This window comes from Streptococcus lishijunsis (assembly GCF_047290665.1).
In the GTDB taxonomy this organism is placed as follows: Bacteria; Bacillota; Bacilli; order Lactobacillales; family Streptococcaceae; genus Streptococcus.
In genome coordinates, this window is the sequence record NZ_JBLBUC010000006.1 from 1 (window position 1) to 14,229 (window position 14,229).

The window sequence follows — 14,229 nt, forward strand, 5'->3', positions numbered from 1 at the left end:
TTTCTTTAGTGTAGAACACTTTATAAATATTGTCTAGTTTAGTGTAACCGATTCAATAATAGTGTAAAGGAGACAAGCTATGATTGAGTTAAGTCACGTATCCAAAGTGATTAAGAGTAACCTTATTTTACAAAAGATGTCCTTTAGCATTGGTAAAGGTGAGTGTGTGGCCTTGATAGGTCCTAATGGCGCTGGTAAGACGACCTTGATGAGGTGTTTGTTAGGTGACAGTTTAATTAGTTCAGGGCGTATTAGCATCAATGGGCTATCACCTCGCGATGATAAACTTAAACAGACAGTGGCTTTTTTGCCACAAGAAAATGCTTTGCCAAAAGACTTAAAAGTGATTGAACTGCTTCATTTTTTTCAAGAGATTTATAAATCGCCCCTTTCTGAGGTAGAGATAGATGCTCTTTTGGGATTTACAGATGAGCAAAAGCAACAATTTGCCGGTAAGTTATCAGGTGGGCAAAGACGCCTCTTGTCTTTTATCTTGACCTTAATCGGAAAGCCATCTGTTCTCTTTTTAGATGAGCCGACGGCAGCTATGGATACTTCGACACGCAAGCGTTTTTGGGAGATTGTGGGCCACTTGAGGGAACAGGGTGTGACGATAGTGTATTCGTCTCATTATATCGAAGAAGTAGAGCATACCGCAGGGCGTATCTTAGTGCTACATAAGGGGCAGCTCATCAAAGACACTACCCCTTATCAGATGCGTTCAGAAGAGCGTGAAAAGCAATTTACGCTACCAAAAGAGTATATGAGCATACTGGATGATTTAGATGATGTCCGTGACATTGCTGACACCTTAGATAGCTTTAGCTTTAAGACTAAAGATCCTCGGAGAGTATGGCATTTGTTAGAGCGCTTGGAGTGTCCTATAGCAGATATTGAGATGGTCAATAAAACCTTGCTCGATAGCTTATTTGATAACACAGAGGAGGTCCTCAAATGATTGCTTTATTAAAAATCGACTATTTACAGACGAAACGTCAGTGGCTTGCCTTTGTGATGGGGATTGGTATGCCAGTCTTGTTTTTCCTTTTGTTTTCTTCTATGTTTACCAACTCTACCGATGATTTTCATGAGTTGACACGCAACTATCTGTTGACCATGACAGGCTTTAGCATGAGTGGTTTTGGTTTGTTTAGTTTTCCTAGTATTTTAGACGATGATAAAAGAACAAACTGGTTTACCCAGATTCAGCACTCTCCAATCACCCTTAGCTGTTATTATGGTATCAAATTGTTGAGAGTTATTATCTGCTATATCCTAGCTATTGTGGTTAATTTTACGGTAGGGGCACTCTTTCGTGAGGTGAGAATGCCTGCTTTTGATTGGTTGATGTCGGCTATTTTGTTGCTTTTAGGCAGTTTAATCTATCTGGCTATTGGGTTGCTATGTTCAACGATTACGTCAAAGCAGTTAATGATGGGTTTATCTAATATCTTATTTTTTGTCTTGGCTATTTTTGGAGGTTCTTGGATGCCTTATGAAGTTCTTCCGTCTTGGATGCAGCAAGTAGCTCATGTGATGCCTAGTTATCATGCTAATCAGCTGGTATTGACTTTTGTCAATAAAGGTCAGCTAAATGTCTTATCATTTTGTATAGTTCTTGGCTATGCTGTAGTTATTACTATGATAGCGATCTTTCTTCGAAAACGACAAGAGGTGAATTGATGTGAAGGCTTTTTGGCAGTTCCTAAAGGACAAACATTCGATGTACTACGTCTCTTTACTGTATCTGATTTTTCCCTTTTATTATTCCTTAACAGGTGTGTATGATAGCTATGTCCTTAGCTTGACGGTCTTATTTATGGCTAGCTATCTAGGACTGTTGTCACGGCCTAAGGGTTTGTTGGTAAATGTCTTGTGGGTTTATCTATGTGTGTATGTCCTTGTGATGACTTACACGCAGTCACCACAGATGAGCATGTTTTCCTTTTATTTATCCAATATTTTGACATGGCATTTCCAAGATGATAGTAAATTAAGTTTTCGCTATGTGACGTTTTATGCTTTGATGATAGCTCTTTTATACCCTATTACCGTAGGGGTGAGTATTGAAGTGACTATTTTTCTTTTGGTGATGTGGTTTGTCAATATCGGGATGATGTATGGTATGCAAGTGGAGATTTATCAGAGACGTCTAGAGACAGAATTGAGCGCTAAAAATGAGTCTATCAACTTGCTACTAGCTGAAAATGAGCGTAATCGCATTAGTTAGGATTTACATGATACGCTAGGTCATGTTTTTGCGATGATGAGTGTCAAAAGTGAGCTCGCTTTGACCTTACTAGAGCAGAAGCACTATGAGCAAGCCAAAAAAGAGATTACAGAATTACAAATCATTAGTCGCAAATCGATGAAAGAAGTCAGAGAGTTAGTCCATACGATTAAACACCATAGCTTTGAGACAGAGTTACGTATCTTAGCAGATATGCTAGAGTTGGCAGAGATTGAGGTGAGCGTTAAGCAAGAGCCTATCTTAATGACTAGTGAACAAGAGACGATTTTGAGCATGGTATTACGAGAGCTATGCAATAACCTCATCAAGCACGCTAGATGTCAGCATTGTTGTATTAGCGTTTATGCTAGTCAATCAAGTCTTCATCTGAGTATTGAGGATGATGGTGTTGGCTTTTCAGATATTACTGGTCAAGAGTTGGCGGCGATCAAAAATCGCCTTTTGCCTTATGGAGGGCAGGTGGAGATTGTCTCAGCTTACAGTCCTACGCATATCCAAGTTGACTTGCCTAGAGAGGAGTCTATGTGAAATTATTGGTAGCAGAAGATCAGAGTATGCTAAGAGATGCTATGTGCCAGCTTCTTAGTATGCAAGAAGGTGTTACAGAGGTTCTACAAGCCTCAAGCGGTACAGAAGCCATGGCTATACTCGCTAAAGAAGCGATAGATGTGGCTGTCTTAGATATCGAAATGCCAGAAGCTAGTGGCTTAGATGTCTTAGACTGGGCTAAAAAAGAGGTTCCTACTATTAAAATCATCATTGTCACGACCTTTGAGCGTCCAGGCTATTTTGAAAGAGCCTTAAAGTCTGGTGTGGATGCTTTTGTGCTAAAAGAAAGACGCATTGCAGATTTGATGAGCACGATTAGACATGTCTTAGAGGGGCAAAAAGAGTATTCGCCTGAGCTAATGGCAGGCTACTTTACACAGCAAAACCCTCTAACCCATCAGGAACAAACCTTATTAAGGGCTGTGGCTAAAGGTTTATCAAACAAAGAGATTGCTAAAGAGTTGTTTTTATCCAATGGGACAGTTCGTAATTACATGTCCACGATTTTGACCAAGCTAGATGCAGACAATCGTACAGACGCTCTACGTATTGCCAATGATAAGGGATGGCTTTAAAAGCGCTACCTGCGCTTTTTTTGCTGTCTGATATAACAGGTGGGAGCTTTTATTAGGGCAATTACTTTTTAGACATAGTGTTAATAAGCGACTAAAATAATGAGAAAAAAATGACAACTATATTGCAAGTAAATGAGACACGTGTTATACTAATGGCGTTAGAAATGAGGTATGTTATGGAAACCATAATTGTAACAAACTTTGCAGTGGAAAGCCAAGCCTACCAAGCTTTTTCTGAAATCAAGAACAGTAGAAGTAACGCCCTGTCTTTGATTTCACAAGCTGCCTTGGTGGTTAAGGTTGATGAGCATGTGAAGATTTTGGAGTCTTTCAATGACTCGTCTAATGACGAAACCATTGTTGGCGGTATTGTCGGTGGTCTTATCGGCGTTTTAGCAGGTCCTATTGGCTTGATTTTTGGCTCTGCGATTGGTGTCTTAGCAGGTGCTGCTATTGATGATAATGCTGATGATAAGGAATCTCTCTTGATTGAGCAGGTGATGCAAGATATTACTAGCGCTGATGGTGTGACCTTGGTCGCTTTTGCGCAAGAAGAAGATGGTCAGCTCTATGATAGCATTATGGCCAAATTTGACACAGCAACGACACGCTATGATGCGGCAGAAGTGGCAGATGAGCTCTCTTTGGCACATAAAATGGAAGCTGATTTGAAAAAACAAGCTAGCCTTGAGTTGCGTAAGGAAAAACGTCAGAATCGTCAAAAACGTCATCAAGACCGCAAGGAAGAGATGAAACGTTATTTTGATGCCTTAAAAAGCAATTCAAAACACTAGGAGGCGTCCATGGTATCCAATCGTATTTTGTCCTTTATTGCTGGCCTTATCTTAGCTTTGGTTGGTATTTATCTCTTTTTTGTACCATCTGTAGATTTGTTTTCACTGAGTTGGCTTTTAGCGCTAGCCTTTTTAGTAGGAGCTATGGCAGAAATCATTCGTTACTTTAGTACAGATAAGGCCTATCGTAATATCTGGCTCTTGTTGGCAGCTATTATTTCTGGTTTGTTTGGGATTTATTTGCTCTATGGTTACTTTTTGACCTTGCCTATTATTGTACCGACTGTGGTTGGTTTTTGGATTTTACTCTTAGGTTTTGTTCGCTTGTTCCAAAGCTTTGGGACAAGTAGTCAAGCCAGCACGGCAGCTAAACAGTTATGGCATGCCGTAGGAATGATTATTTTAGGTGTCGTTTTGATGTTTAATCCTTTGTTAGCTAGTATTATTGTCGCTTATGTGGTGGCTATTACCTTGATTTATCAAGGCTTTGTGCTGATGATTATGACCTTTAAGCCTTAAGGATGATGATTATTATTTAGACTGAGAAAGAGGTGAGTGATAAGCTCAGCTCTTTTTTGTCATCAAACTTTAACTTGTGTCATAGACGCTTTTTCTTTACAATAAAGCTATGGACTTGAAAGAAGAAATCAAGCATTTAGCCCAATCTATTGGTATTTCTAAGATAGGATTTACCACAGCTGATGATTTTGCTTATCTTGAAAAATCACTGCGCCTTGCTGTCGAAGAAAAGCGTCAGTCAGGGTTTGAGTATAAGGTGATTGAAGATCGTATTTACCCAGAGCGCTTGCTGGAAGGCGCAAAGACCATTATCTCAATTGCGGTTGCTTACCCGCATAAACTTCCCCAACAACCGCAGAAAACCACTTATAAGCGAGGAAAATTCACCCCTAATTCCTGGGGTTTAGATTATCATCATGTGGTCGGTGATAAGTTGGAGCGCTTAGCGCGTGGCATCGAGGATTTATGCGACGGTGTCTCCTTTAAGCAAAAAGCTATGGTTGATACAGGGGCTTTGGTGGATACGGCAGTAGCTAGGCGAGCAGGTATTGGCTTTATCGGAAAAAATGGTCTGGTCATCTCCAAAGAGTTTGGCTCTTATATGTTTTTGGGAGAGTTAATCACTAATTTAGAGATTGAGCCAGACAGCCCAGTAGATTACGATTGCGGTGATTGCACAAGATGTTTAGAGGCTTGTCCGACATCCTGTTTGATTGGTAATGGCAGTATGGATGCTAAGCGTTGCTTGTCTTTTCAAACGCAAGATAAAGGCATGATGGCGCTAGAGTTTCGCAAGAAAATCAAGACCGTCATCTATGGTTGTGATATTTGTCAGATTTCTTGCCCTTATAATAAAGGACTTGATAATCCACTAGCAACACCGATAGAGCCTGATTTAGCACATCCTGAGTTGATTCCTTTTTTAGAATTATCTAATAAACAATTTAAAGAACGTTTTGGCATGGTTGCGGGTTCTTGGCGGGGTAAAAATATTTTACAGCGAAATGCGATTATCGCTCTAGCCAACAGCCATGACCGCTCCAGTGTGCCTAAGCTGCTTGAAATCATTGACAAAAATAACAATCCTATCCACACGGCTACGGCTATTTGGGCTTTAGGTGAGATTGTCAAAAAACCAAACAGTGAGATGATAGCCTTTTTAGAAGCTATAAAGACCGAGGATCAAGCAATTGAAGAGGAGCGTTCGGCAGTTCTTTTGCGATGGCAAAATAGCTAGTCTTATGTTAAAATAGATGAGATTATACTAAGAAAACGAGGTATGTAATATGGATATGGCAGAAATTCGCCAAAAAATAGTAGCCAATCAAGAGAAGTTGACTAGCTTCAGGAGGTCTCTTTGACTTAGAACGATTAGAAGAAGACATCGCCCTCTTAGAAAATCGGATGACAGAGCCAGATTTTTGGGATGATAATATCGCTGCCCAAAAAACCTCACAAGAATTAAGTGAACTCAAGCAAACCTATGACAATTTTCATACCATGGAAAGTCTGTGCGAAGAGACAGAGTTGATGCTTGAGCTGTTAGAAGAGGATCCTGACCTTATGGATGAGTTGGAGGAGAGCTTAGCTAAGCTAGAGCGTTTGATGACTAGCTATGAGATGACGCTCCTTTTGTCAGAACCTTATGATAATAACAATGCTATTCTTGAGATTCATCCTGGCTCAGGTGGTACCGAAGCTCAGGATTGGGGCGATATGTTACTTAGGATGTATACACGCTATGGTAATGCCAAGGGCTTTAAGGTAGAAGTCCTTGATTATCAAGCAGGTGATGAGGCAGGTATAAAGTCTGTGACGCTTTCTTTTGAAGGCCCTAATGCCTACGGTCTTTTGAAGTCTGAGATGGGGGTTCATCGCTTAGTGAGGATTTCGCCTTTTGACTCAGCTAAGCGTCGTCATACGTCTTTTACATCTGTTGAGGTCATGCCAGAGTTGGATGATACCATTGAGGTGGATATCCGTGATGATGATATCAAGATGGATACCTTTCGCTCAGGCGGAGCTGGTGGGCAAAATGTCAACAAAGTCTCAACAGGTGTACGTCTCACCCATATTCCAACAGGAATTGTCGTCGCCTCTACTGTTGATAGAACGCAGTACGGTAACCGTGATAGGGCAATGAAGATGCTTCAAGCAAAGCTCTACCAGCTGGAGCAAGATAAAAAAGCCCAAGAAGTTGATGCACTCAAAGGAGACAAAAAAGAGATCACTTGGGGTAGTCAAATTCGCTCATATGTCTTTACGCCCTATACCATGGTCAAGGATCATAGGACTGGTTTTGAAGTGGCGCAGGTCGATAAGGTCATGGATGGTGACATTGACGGCTTTATCGATGCTTATCTCAAATGGCGTATCAACGAAGATTAAAAACTAAAATAAAGGAAATATTATGGCTTTAATAGAAATGCGAGATGTGACGAAGAAATATCGTCGTTCATCAACAGCTCTTAGAGGCATTACACTTAGTGTCAGCCAAGGCGAATTTGTCTATTTGGTAGGTCCGTCTGGAGCAGGGAAATCAAGCTTTATCAAACTACTTTATCGTGAGGAAGCAGTGACGTCTGGTCGATTGAGCGTAGGTAGTGTTGATTTGACTAAGATTAAACGACGTCACATCCCTAAATTAAGACGCAGTATAGGGGTTGTCTTTCAGGATTTTAAGTTGTTGCCGACAAAAACCGTCTATGAAAATATAGCCTTTGCTATGCAAGCTATCGGTAGCAGACGGCGCGATATTAAAAAACGTGTCCCAGAAGTGCTGGATTTGGTTGGTCTAAAGCATAAACAACGCTCTTTTCCACATCAATTATCAGGTGGGGAGCAACAGCGTGTCTCAATTGCGCGTGCGATTGTCAATAACCCTAAATTGCTCATAGCTGATGAGCCGACAGGAAACTTAGACCCTGAGATTTCGATGGAAATCATGAAGGTGTTAGAGCGTATCAATCTACAAGGGACAACGATTATCATGGCAACGCATAATAGCCAAATCGTCAATACCCTACGCCATCGTGTGGTTGCTATTGAGGATGGACGTATTGTCCGAGACGAAGAGAAAGGAGAATACGGTTACCATGATTAGATATTTCTTTAGACCTTTGTGGGAATCTATCAAGAATCTAAAGCGTAATTTTTGGATGGTGTTTGCTTCAGTCACTTCAATGGTGATTACGCTAACGCTTTTAGGGGCAGTCTCTGCTGTTCTTCTTAATATGGAAAAAACAGCTAGCAGTGTGGAAGAAAAGGTTCAGATTCGAGTTTATCTGGACTTTACCTCAACTGATGGACAAGAGCAGGTCACAGACTTGACAGGGGCTAGCGTCACCAATAACGACTATCATAAGATTTATGACCAGATTGCCTCCATTAAGGGGGTTAAGTCGATTAGTTACTCCAGTAAAGATGATGAGCTAAAAAAACTACAAGAAACCAATCCAGATACCTATACCTCCCTTGAGGGTGACGGTAATCCGCTATCAGATGTCTATGATGTCAAAGTCTCACGAGACAATGAAGTTAAGACAGTTGCTGAAGAGATTAAAAAGATTTCAGGTGTTGAGGATGTGACCTACGGAGGTGCAGACACAGACAGTATGATTAGTTTCTTACAAGGTGTGCGTCTTTGGGGAATGGTTGGTGTTGTCGTCTTTATTGTGATTGCCATTTTATTAACCTCAAACACGGTTCGCTTGACTATTCGAGCGCGTAAGCGTGATATTGAAATCATGCGCTTGGTTGGTGCGACCAATGCTTATATCAGAGGACCTTTCTTTTTTGAGGGGATTTGGATTGGTATTTTAGGGGCGATTTTACCAGCTTTAGCTCTTTATTTTGGTTATCATTTTGTCTATAAAGATGTGATATCAACCTATCCAGGCTTCTCCTTTTACACTCCACAGGAGTTTCTGCCATATGCGATAGGAGGGCTCTTTGCCTTTGGTATTATTATCGGCTCTTTTGCCTCTATTTTATCAATGCGTCGCTATTTAAGAGCTTAATGAAAAATACTGCTGACAATCAGCAGTATTTTTTTATGGCGTTAAGAGTCTTTTTTTGAGATTAGTGAGCTGTTCACTTGTGGTAATGGTCGCTAGCTCTGATCCTAAGCTTTGGTTTTGCTCAGGTGTCAGGGCAATCCAATTGTCTTGTGGAAGGGTGACCAGGTTACTCTCAGAGATGAGTTCTTTATCCTCCTTAGCAAAGCCGTAGAGGAGTTTGGCTAGCTTTGAGGTGAAGGTATAGTGGGTCTTTTTCGTTGTTAAGGTGGCTAAAGGGACATTGGCATAGGTGAAGTTAGAGCTGATTTTGATAGCTTCTGTCGGATTTTTCATATCAGGGACAAAATGTTTGCTAGCGGTTTTATCTGAAGCCTTATCACGATAAATCAAGATAGTATCGGTGGCTTTTTTACCAATAGGACTATAGAGGAGCAGATTGTAATAGTTTTGATTAGGAGCTGCGCTGTAGATAGTTTGGGTGCTGGTATCTGTCTTTAGGGCCATACCTGTGTGGTTGACAAAGTGGTCTGTCAGCGCATAAATAGAGGCCACAAAGGTAATAAGCGAGAGACTCCCTAGCAAATAGCACCAAGTCTTTGAGCTAATCAAACACCAACTGACAAATGTCAAGAGTGTAGTGGCTATGATAAGGACAATGATCATTCTTGTTCTCCTTTCTCAGTAGCAATAACCTTACCTTTACGTAACAAGAGGGAGATGAGAAAGCCAATGATGGCAAAGGCTACCCCTATGGCAAATGAGGCATGAAAACCATCAAGGCTTGCTTCAATCGTTTGGTTGGCATATTGGATGGGGTCATCTAATTTTAGATTGTCCAAGGGTTTGTGGGTATTGATAATATTTTGCGTAACGCTAGAGAGCAGTGCGACAACGACAGCTGATGCGATTTGGCGTACAGTGTTGTTGGCTGCGGTAGCATGAGAAGCTTGATGAGGTGGCAAGGCACTCATGGCACTAGCTGTCAGAGGCATAAGCACAACTGCGATCCCAAACATTCGGACGGCATATAGCAGTGTAATAAAATGAACAGGCATATCAGCGCTAAAAAAGATGAACGGTATTGTGCCAATAGCCAAAATGCTAAAGCCAATCAAAGCCATTGGTCTAGCGCCAATCTTATCATAGACTTTTCCTGCTATGGGGCTTACAATCCCCATGACAAGGGCACCAGGCAGTAAAGCTAGGCCAGATTGTAGTGCGGAGAGACCGTGGACATTTTGCATATAAGGGGCAAGCATCATCTCAACCCCCATCATAGCCATCATGGCAAAGGCAATAGCAGCAGTTGTTACTGAAAATTGCTTGTTTTTAAAAATAGCGACATTTAAAAATGGCCTTTTCATATGAAGTTGTTTCAGAGCAAAAAGCGCAATGATAGCAATCCCCAATAAGATAGGAACGATGACGTGAATAGGATCACTCCATCCGTGACTAGCGACATTACTAAATCCCCATAAGAAACTTCCGAATCCTAAAACCGATAGTAGTAAAGATACCATGTCTAGGCTAATAGCCTCATTAGCGATGACATCCTTAATAATAAAGGGGGAAAAGATAAGAGTGATGATAAGAATAATCAAAGGAAGGATAAAAATAGCTCTCCAGAGCAGATGAGTGTGATAAAAGATAAAATCCTGTTTTAAAATCCATCCAGCTAGTGTCGGACCTACAGCAGGCGCTAGCCCAACGACCAAACCGTTTAATCCCATCGCTGCACCGCGCTCTTCAGCAGGAAAGACATTGACCATGACGACTTGCATAAGGGGCATGGTAATACCGACCCCACAAGCTTGGATAATGCGACCAAACAAAAAAATGCTCCAGTTGGATGTTGGAGTAAAGGTAGTGATTAAAAGTCCTAAAATGATGAGACTATAGGCCGATATGTAGAGCTTTTTAGTGGAAAAGCGTGTCGCTAAAAAAGCTGAGACAGGAATCATAATGCCGTTTGCCAGTAAAAACCAAGTTGTGGCTTGCTGGGCGGTTGACATGCTGATATGAAAACTTTTCATCAAGGTAGGAATGGCGGTTCCAAGACTGGTTTGATTGAGTACACCAGCAAAAGTGGCTACCAATAAAAGCAAAATCATCAGATTCCGATTATAAGGTTTGCCGTGAATATCATGTGTCGTATAAGCGTTCATGGTATCTCCTTTTCTATATAATAATGAAAATCCTAAAAAATAAGGTATTTTAAGATTCTTGTCATATTTTATGCCTATTTTGATCATTTGTCAATGCTGACTCAAAAAAAGCTGGCAAACCAGCTTTGTTGACTATGAGATAAAGAAGGGATTGAAGTGTTTTTCGTGGCCGATAGTTGTCTGCTTGCCATGACCAGGATAGACCTTGTAGTGATTGGGGAGAGTAAAGAGCTCAGTCTTGATACTAGAGAGAAGTGTCTCTAAATCCCCTGTCGGCAAGTCAACACGACCAATGCTATTGTTAAAAAGAGTATCACCAGAAAAGACGACCTCATCTTTAGGAAATACAAAGGAAACACCACCAATAGAGTGCCCTGGTGTTTTTCTAACGCTAAAGTCAAAACCAGAGAGATGGTAGTCTTGTCCGATGGTAAAATACTCATCAGCGTCTTGGATGATGACATCTGCCATATCATCATGACGTGGTAGCCCTGAGAGATTGTCAACAGGCGAGCCAAGCCATGTCCTTTCTTCCTTAGAGACATAGACAGGAGGATGATTAAAAGTACGACGTAGCTCATCGACACTCATGATATGATCGTAGTGTGTATGCGTCAGTAAAATAGCAGCGACTGGCTTATGGATAGCCTTTAGTGTCTCGATAATAGTTTCAGTGTCACTACCTGGGTCAATGACAAGGACAGCTTGGTCATTGACGAGGTAGTAGGTGTTTTCATAAGCAATAGCATTTAGGGTTTGTTTAATAATCATAAGTCTAGTGTAGCAAAAAATGGCAGAAAAAAACAGTCCTTTTAGGCTAGGGTTTCTATTGTTCAGATGGGAAAAAGAGTGCTATAATGGTAATGTTATGGTCAACAAAGAAAAACAAAAATATGCTGTCGTTGATTTGGAGGCGACTTCAGCAGGAAGTCAGGCAGCTATTATCCAAGTAGGCATTGTTATCATCGAAGGTGATCGCATTACTAAAACGTACAGTACAGATGTCAACCCCCACGAAACATTAGATGAACATATCGTTCAGCTGACAGGGATTAGTGATGAACAACTAAGTTTGGCTCCTGATTTTGGAGAGGTAGCAGCTCAGATTTTTGAGTTGATAGAAGATTGTATTTTTGTCGCGCACAATGTCACGTTTGATGCTAATTTGTTAGCTGAGCAGCTTTTTTTAGAGGGCTATGAATTGCGGACGCCTCGTATGGATACTGTGGAGCTAGCGCAGCTCTTATATCCGACTTATGATAAGTACAATTTAGCTTATCTAGCAGAGGTCTTGGGTTTAGACTTGTCGCAAGCTCATACAGCTATTGCAGATGCTTATGCGACAGCGCAGCTTTTTTTACGTTTGCAACAAAAAGCTCAAAGCCTGCCAAAAGAAGTCTTAGGACAGCTCTTAGTCTTGGCTGATAATTTACTGTTTGAAAGCAGAATGCTGTTGGATGAAGCTTATAAGAAAGCTCATTATCTTGATAATCCTGACTACAAGATTTGTCACGGTCTAGTCCTTTATCGTCCCCATCAAAGCCTCACACCAAAAGTCTTGTCAGAGGACTTTGCGCTCAATATGGCTCAGCTATCCTTGGAGGCACGTCCGCTACAAAGTATGGTAGCAGACGCTATCACTAAGCAGCTCACCACACAGGCACCTACTTTTATAGAAGCGCAAGCAGGCATTGGAAAGACTTATGCTTACCTTTTGGCACTATTAGCTAGTCGTCTTGATGAGCAGCTGATTATCTCGGTTCCGACTAAAATCCTACAGGACCAGCTCATGGCAAAAGAGCTACAATCTATTTTAGATGTTTTTGGTATAGAAGCGATTAGCTTAAAGGGACCTAGGAATTATATCAAGCTTGATGCCTTTTACCAGAGCTTACAAGAGGTGAGTGATAATCGACTCATCAACCGTTTTAAAATGCACCTGTTAGTCTGGTTGACAGAGACTAGGACAGGAGATTTGGATGAAATCAAGCAAAAACATCGTTTTGAGAGTTATTTTGATCGTCTAAGGCACGATGGTCAGCTAGCCTCTAGTTCTTTATTTTCCGAGTTTGATTTTTGGTTTAGTCAGTATGAAAAGGCAAAATATGCCCCACTTTTAGTGACCAATCATGCTTATTTTTTAGAGCGAGTCCAAGATGATAAGGCTTTTGCTAGAGGAAAGTACCTTGTTTTTGATGAGGCACAAACCTTGGTCAGTCGTCTCGATCAGTTTTCACGCCAACGTCTTGATATGACAAGTCTTCTTGAGGACTTATCAAAGCTATCAAAGACCTGTCAGGATGTGCTCCAAAAGCGTATTTTGGAGAGTTTAATCTTTGAGTTGTCCTATCTCGTAGAACACTACCATAAGACTAAGATTTCAGAAATAGCAATTGAGCATGTCAAGAACATCCGAGAGCTGATCGCAGAGTCCAGTGCGCCACTTGATGCCTTAAGAGCACTTTTTGATGAGCGATACAGTAGTTTTTGGTTTAGTTGTGATAACTTAGAGGATAAGAGAGTGGTAGTATTGCAAGCAGCCACTAGTGAGCTCCTTCATTTTCCAAGCTTTTTACCTGAGACCAAAAAATGTTACTTTATATCAGCGACCCTATCCATTAGTCAAGAAGTCAGCTTAGCTGACTTACTAGGTTTTAGTGAGGCTGAGTTGATTTGTTTTTCTAAGGAAAAGCTAGCGCAACAAAAGCTGTTTATTGATGAGACGATGCCTGATGTGCCTAGGGGAAAAGACGAGGAGTATATCACAGCTATTGCACAGCGTCTCAAATCATTACTAGCTTTGGGACATCCGATTTTAGTCTTATTTACTAATAAAGCAACCATGCTAGAGGTATCAGAAATGTTAGAGGTGTGGGAGATTAAGCATCTGACTCAGGATAAAAATGGTCCTTCTCAAAATGTCAAGCAACGCTTTGATAAGGGGGAGTCTCTTTTACTCCTGGCTACGGGTGCTTTTTGGGAAGGTGTCGATTTTGTGAGTGCCGATAGGATGATTGAGGTGATCACACGTCTGCCTTTTGATAATCCGTCTGATGCTTTTTCTAAAAAAATCACAGAGTATCTCACTAAGCAAGGTAAAGAAGCTTTTTCAGCTTATTTTTTACCTGCCATGTTGTTAAGACTAAGGCAAGCTATCGGTAGAACCATGCGTCGTACGACGCAACGCTCAGCTGTATTGGTATTAGACAAGCGTATCGTAACCAAGTCTTATGCGCCATTTGTTTTAGAAGCGCTGGAAAAAGATTATGAGATTTCTTGTCAAAATTTTGACAAATCATTGGTAGAGATAGAAAAATTTCTGTTATAATAGTATGTAATGAGAATGAGGTGACTTAA

At 41.0% G+C, this 14,229-nt stretch carries 15 protein-coding genes and 1 pseudogene; 13 read left to right on the forward strand and 3 right to left on the reverse strand.

Going from position 1 to position 14,229, the window contains the following annotated elements:
* Positions 1 to 79 precede the first annotated feature (79 nt).
* The 12 genes and pseudogenes from ACLN19_RS03850 (at position 80) to ftsX (ending at position 8,707) form a co-directional block, all read left to right on the forward strand.
* Positions 80 to 958 carry an ABC transporter ATP-binding protein gene (locus ACLN19_RS03850; RefSeq protein ID WP_413383477.1) on the forward strand — a complete coding sequence of 293 codons (879 nt, stop codon included), beginning with the start codon at positions 80 to 82 and terminating at the stop codon, positions 956 to 958.
* Complete coding sequence (locus ACLN19_RS03855; RefSeq protein ID WP_413383479.1) at positions 955 to 1,683, forward strand: ABC transporter permease; 729 nt, start codon at positions 955 to 957, stop codon at positions 1,681 to 1,683. Before ACLN19_RS03850 ends, ACLN19_RS03855 begins: the two co-directional genes overlap by 4 nt.
* Position 1,684: 1 nt before the next feature.
* Positions 1,685 to 2,230 carry a hypothetical protein gene (locus ACLN19_RS03860; protein ID WP_413383481.1) on the forward strand — a complete coding sequence of 182 codons (546 nt, stop codon included), beginning with the start codon at positions 1,685 to 1,687 and terminating at the stop codon, positions 2,228 to 2,230.
* Between the two features lie 12 nt (positions 2,231 to 2,242).
* A pseudogene (locus ACLN19_RS03865) lies at positions 2,243 to 2,395 on the forward strand (histidine kinase); the annotation flags it as partial.
* A gap of 99 nt (positions 2,396 to 2,494) precedes the next feature.
* Positions 2,495 to 2,779: an ATP-binding protein gene (locus ACLN19_RS03870; RefSeq protein WP_413383637.1), complete on the forward strand. Its 285-nt coding sequence runs from the start codon at positions 2,495 to 2,497 to the stop codon at positions 2,777 to 2,779.
* On the forward strand, positions 2,776 to 3,375 hold the full coding sequence (locus ACLN19_RS03875) for a response regulator transcription factor (RefSeq protein ID WP_413383483.1): 600 nt from the start codon (positions 2,776 to 2,778) through the stop codon (positions 3,373 to 3,375). The genes ACLN19_RS03870 and ACLN19_RS03875 overlap by 4 nt, the downstream gene beginning before the upstream one ends.
* Before the next feature lie 176 nt (positions 3,376 to 3,551).
* Positions 3,552 to 4,169, forward strand: coding sequence for a hypothetical protein (locus ACLN19_RS03880; RefSeq protein ID WP_413383485.1), 618 nt, complete (start codon positions 3,552 to 3,554; stop codon positions 4,167 to 4,169).
* Positions 4,170 to 4,178: 9 nt separating this feature from the next.
* A complete protein-coding gene (locus ACLN19_RS03885) occupies positions 4,179 to 4,688 on the forward strand; it encodes an HdeD family acid-resistance protein (RefSeq protein ID WP_413383487.1) in 510 nt (169 codons plus the stop codon).
* Between the two features lie 109 nt (positions 4,689 to 4,797).
* Entirely contained in the window at positions 4,798 to 5,925 is a 1,128-nt protein-coding gene (queG, locus tag ACLN19_RS03890) for a tRNA epoxyqueuosine(34) reductase QueG (protein WP_413383489.1), read from the forward strand.
* Positions 5,926 to 5,974: 49 nt separating this feature from the next.
* A protein-coding gene (prfB, locus tag ACLN19_RS03895) for a peptide chain release factor 2 (protein WP_413383491.1) occupies positions 5,975 to 7,076 on the forward strand; the annotation gives its coding sequence in 2 pieces (ribosomal slippage) (positions 5,975 to 6,046 and positions 6,048 to 7,076; 1,101 coding nt in all).
* Between the two features lie 22 nt (positions 7,077 to 7,098).
* Positions 7,099 to 7,791 (forward strand): cell division ATP-binding protein FtsE, encoded by a 693-nt coding sequence (ftsE, locus tag ACLN19_RS03900; protein WP_413383493.1) that lies wholly within the window; start codon positions 7,099 to 7,101, stop codon positions 7,789 to 7,791.
* Positions 7,784 to 8,707, forward strand: a complete 924-nt coding sequence (gene ftsX / locus ACLN19_RS03905; RefSeq protein ID WP_413383495.1) for a permease-like cell division protein FtsX — start codon at positions 7,784 to 7,786, stop codon at positions 8,705 to 8,707. The genes ftsE and ftsX overlap by 8 nt, the downstream gene beginning before the upstream one ends.
* A gap of 33 nt (positions 8,708 to 8,740) precedes the next feature.
* On the opposite strand, the gene ACLN19_RS03910 is transcribed toward ftsX, so the two are convergent.
* The 3 genes from ACLN19_RS03910 to ACLN19_RS03920 form a co-directional block, all read right to left on the reverse strand.
* Positions 8,741 to 9,370 (reverse strand): DUF4811 domain-containing protein, encoded by a 630-nt coding sequence (locus ACLN19_RS03910; protein ID WP_413383497.1) that lies wholly within the window; start codon positions 9,368 to 9,370, stop codon positions 8,741 to 8,743.
* A complete protein-coding gene (locus ACLN19_RS03915; protein WP_413383499.1) occupies positions 9,367 to 10,872 on the reverse strand; it encodes an MDR family MFS transporter in 1,506 nt (501 codons plus the stop codon). The genes ACLN19_RS03910 and ACLN19_RS03915 overlap by 4 nt, the downstream gene beginning before the upstream one ends.
* A gap of 132 nt (positions 10,873 to 11,004) precedes the next feature.
* Positions 11,005 to 11,643: an MBL fold metallo-hydrolase gene (locus ACLN19_RS03920; protein WP_413383501.1), complete on the reverse strand. Its 639-nt coding sequence runs from the start codon at positions 11,641 to 11,643 to the stop codon at positions 11,005 to 11,007.
* Positions 11,644 to 11,740: 97 nt separating this feature from the next.
* Here ACLN19_RS03920 and ACLN19_RS03925 point away from each other — a divergent pair, with 97 nt between their 5' ends.
* A complete protein-coding gene (locus ACLN19_RS03925) occupies positions 11,741 to 14,200 on the forward strand; it encodes a bifunctional DnaQ family exonuclease/ATP-dependent helicase (protein ID WP_413383503.1) in 2,460 nt (819 codons plus the stop codon).
* Positions 14,201 to 14,229 lie beyond the last annotated feature (29 nt).

What these genes read in the sequence shown, in the direction of transcription:
- ACLN19_RS03850 (WP_413383477.1), top strand. Translation starts at nt 80, where the DNA reads ATGATTGAGTTAAGTCACGTATCCAAAGTGATTAAGAGTAACCTTATT.
- ACLN19_RS03880 (WP_413383485.1), top strand. Translation starts at nt 3,552, where the DNA reads ATGGAAACCATAATTGTAACAAACTTTGCAGTGGAAAGCCAAGCCTAC.
- ACLN19_RS03910 (WP_413383497.1), bottom strand. Translation starts at nt 9,370, where the DNA reads ATGATCATTGTCCTTATCATAGCCACTACACTCTTGACATTTGTCAGT.
- queG (WP_413383489.1), top strand. Translation starts at nt 4,798, where the DNA reads ATGGACTTGAAAGAAGAAATCAAGCATTTAGCCCAATCTATTGGTATT.
- ACLN19_RS03855 (WP_413383479.1), top strand. Translation starts at nt 955, where the DNA reads ATGATTGCTTTATTAAAAATCGACTATTTACAGACGAAACGTCAGTGG.
- ftsX (WP_413383495.1), top strand. Translation starts at nt 7,784, where the DNA reads ATGATTAGATATTTCTTTAGACCTTTGTGGGAATCTATCAAGAATCTA.
- ACLN19_RS03925 (WP_413383503.1), top strand. Translation starts at nt 11,741, where the DNA reads ATGGTCAACAAAGAAAAACAAAAATATGCTGTCGTTGATTTGGAGGCG.
- ACLN19_RS03885 (WP_413383487.1), top strand. Translation starts at nt 4,179, where the DNA reads ATGGTATCCAATCGTATTTTGTCCTTTATTGCTGGCCTTATCTTAGCT.
- ACLN19_RS03870 (WP_413383637.1), top strand. Translation starts at nt 2,495, where the DNA reads ATGACTAGTGAACAAGAGACGATTTTGAGCATGGTATTACGAGAGCTA.
- ACLN19_RS03920 (WP_413383501.1), bottom strand. Translation starts at nt 11,643, where the DNA reads ATGATTATTAAACAAACCCTAAATGCTATTGCTTATGAAAACACCTAC.
- ACLN19_RS03915 (WP_413383499.1), bottom strand. Translation starts at nt 10,872, where the DNA reads ATGAACGCTTATACGACACATGATATTCACGGCAAACCTTATAATCGG.
- ftsE (WP_413383493.1), top strand. Translation starts at nt 7,099, where the DNA reads ATGGCTTTAATAGAAATGCGAGATGTGACGAAGAAATATCGTCGTTCA.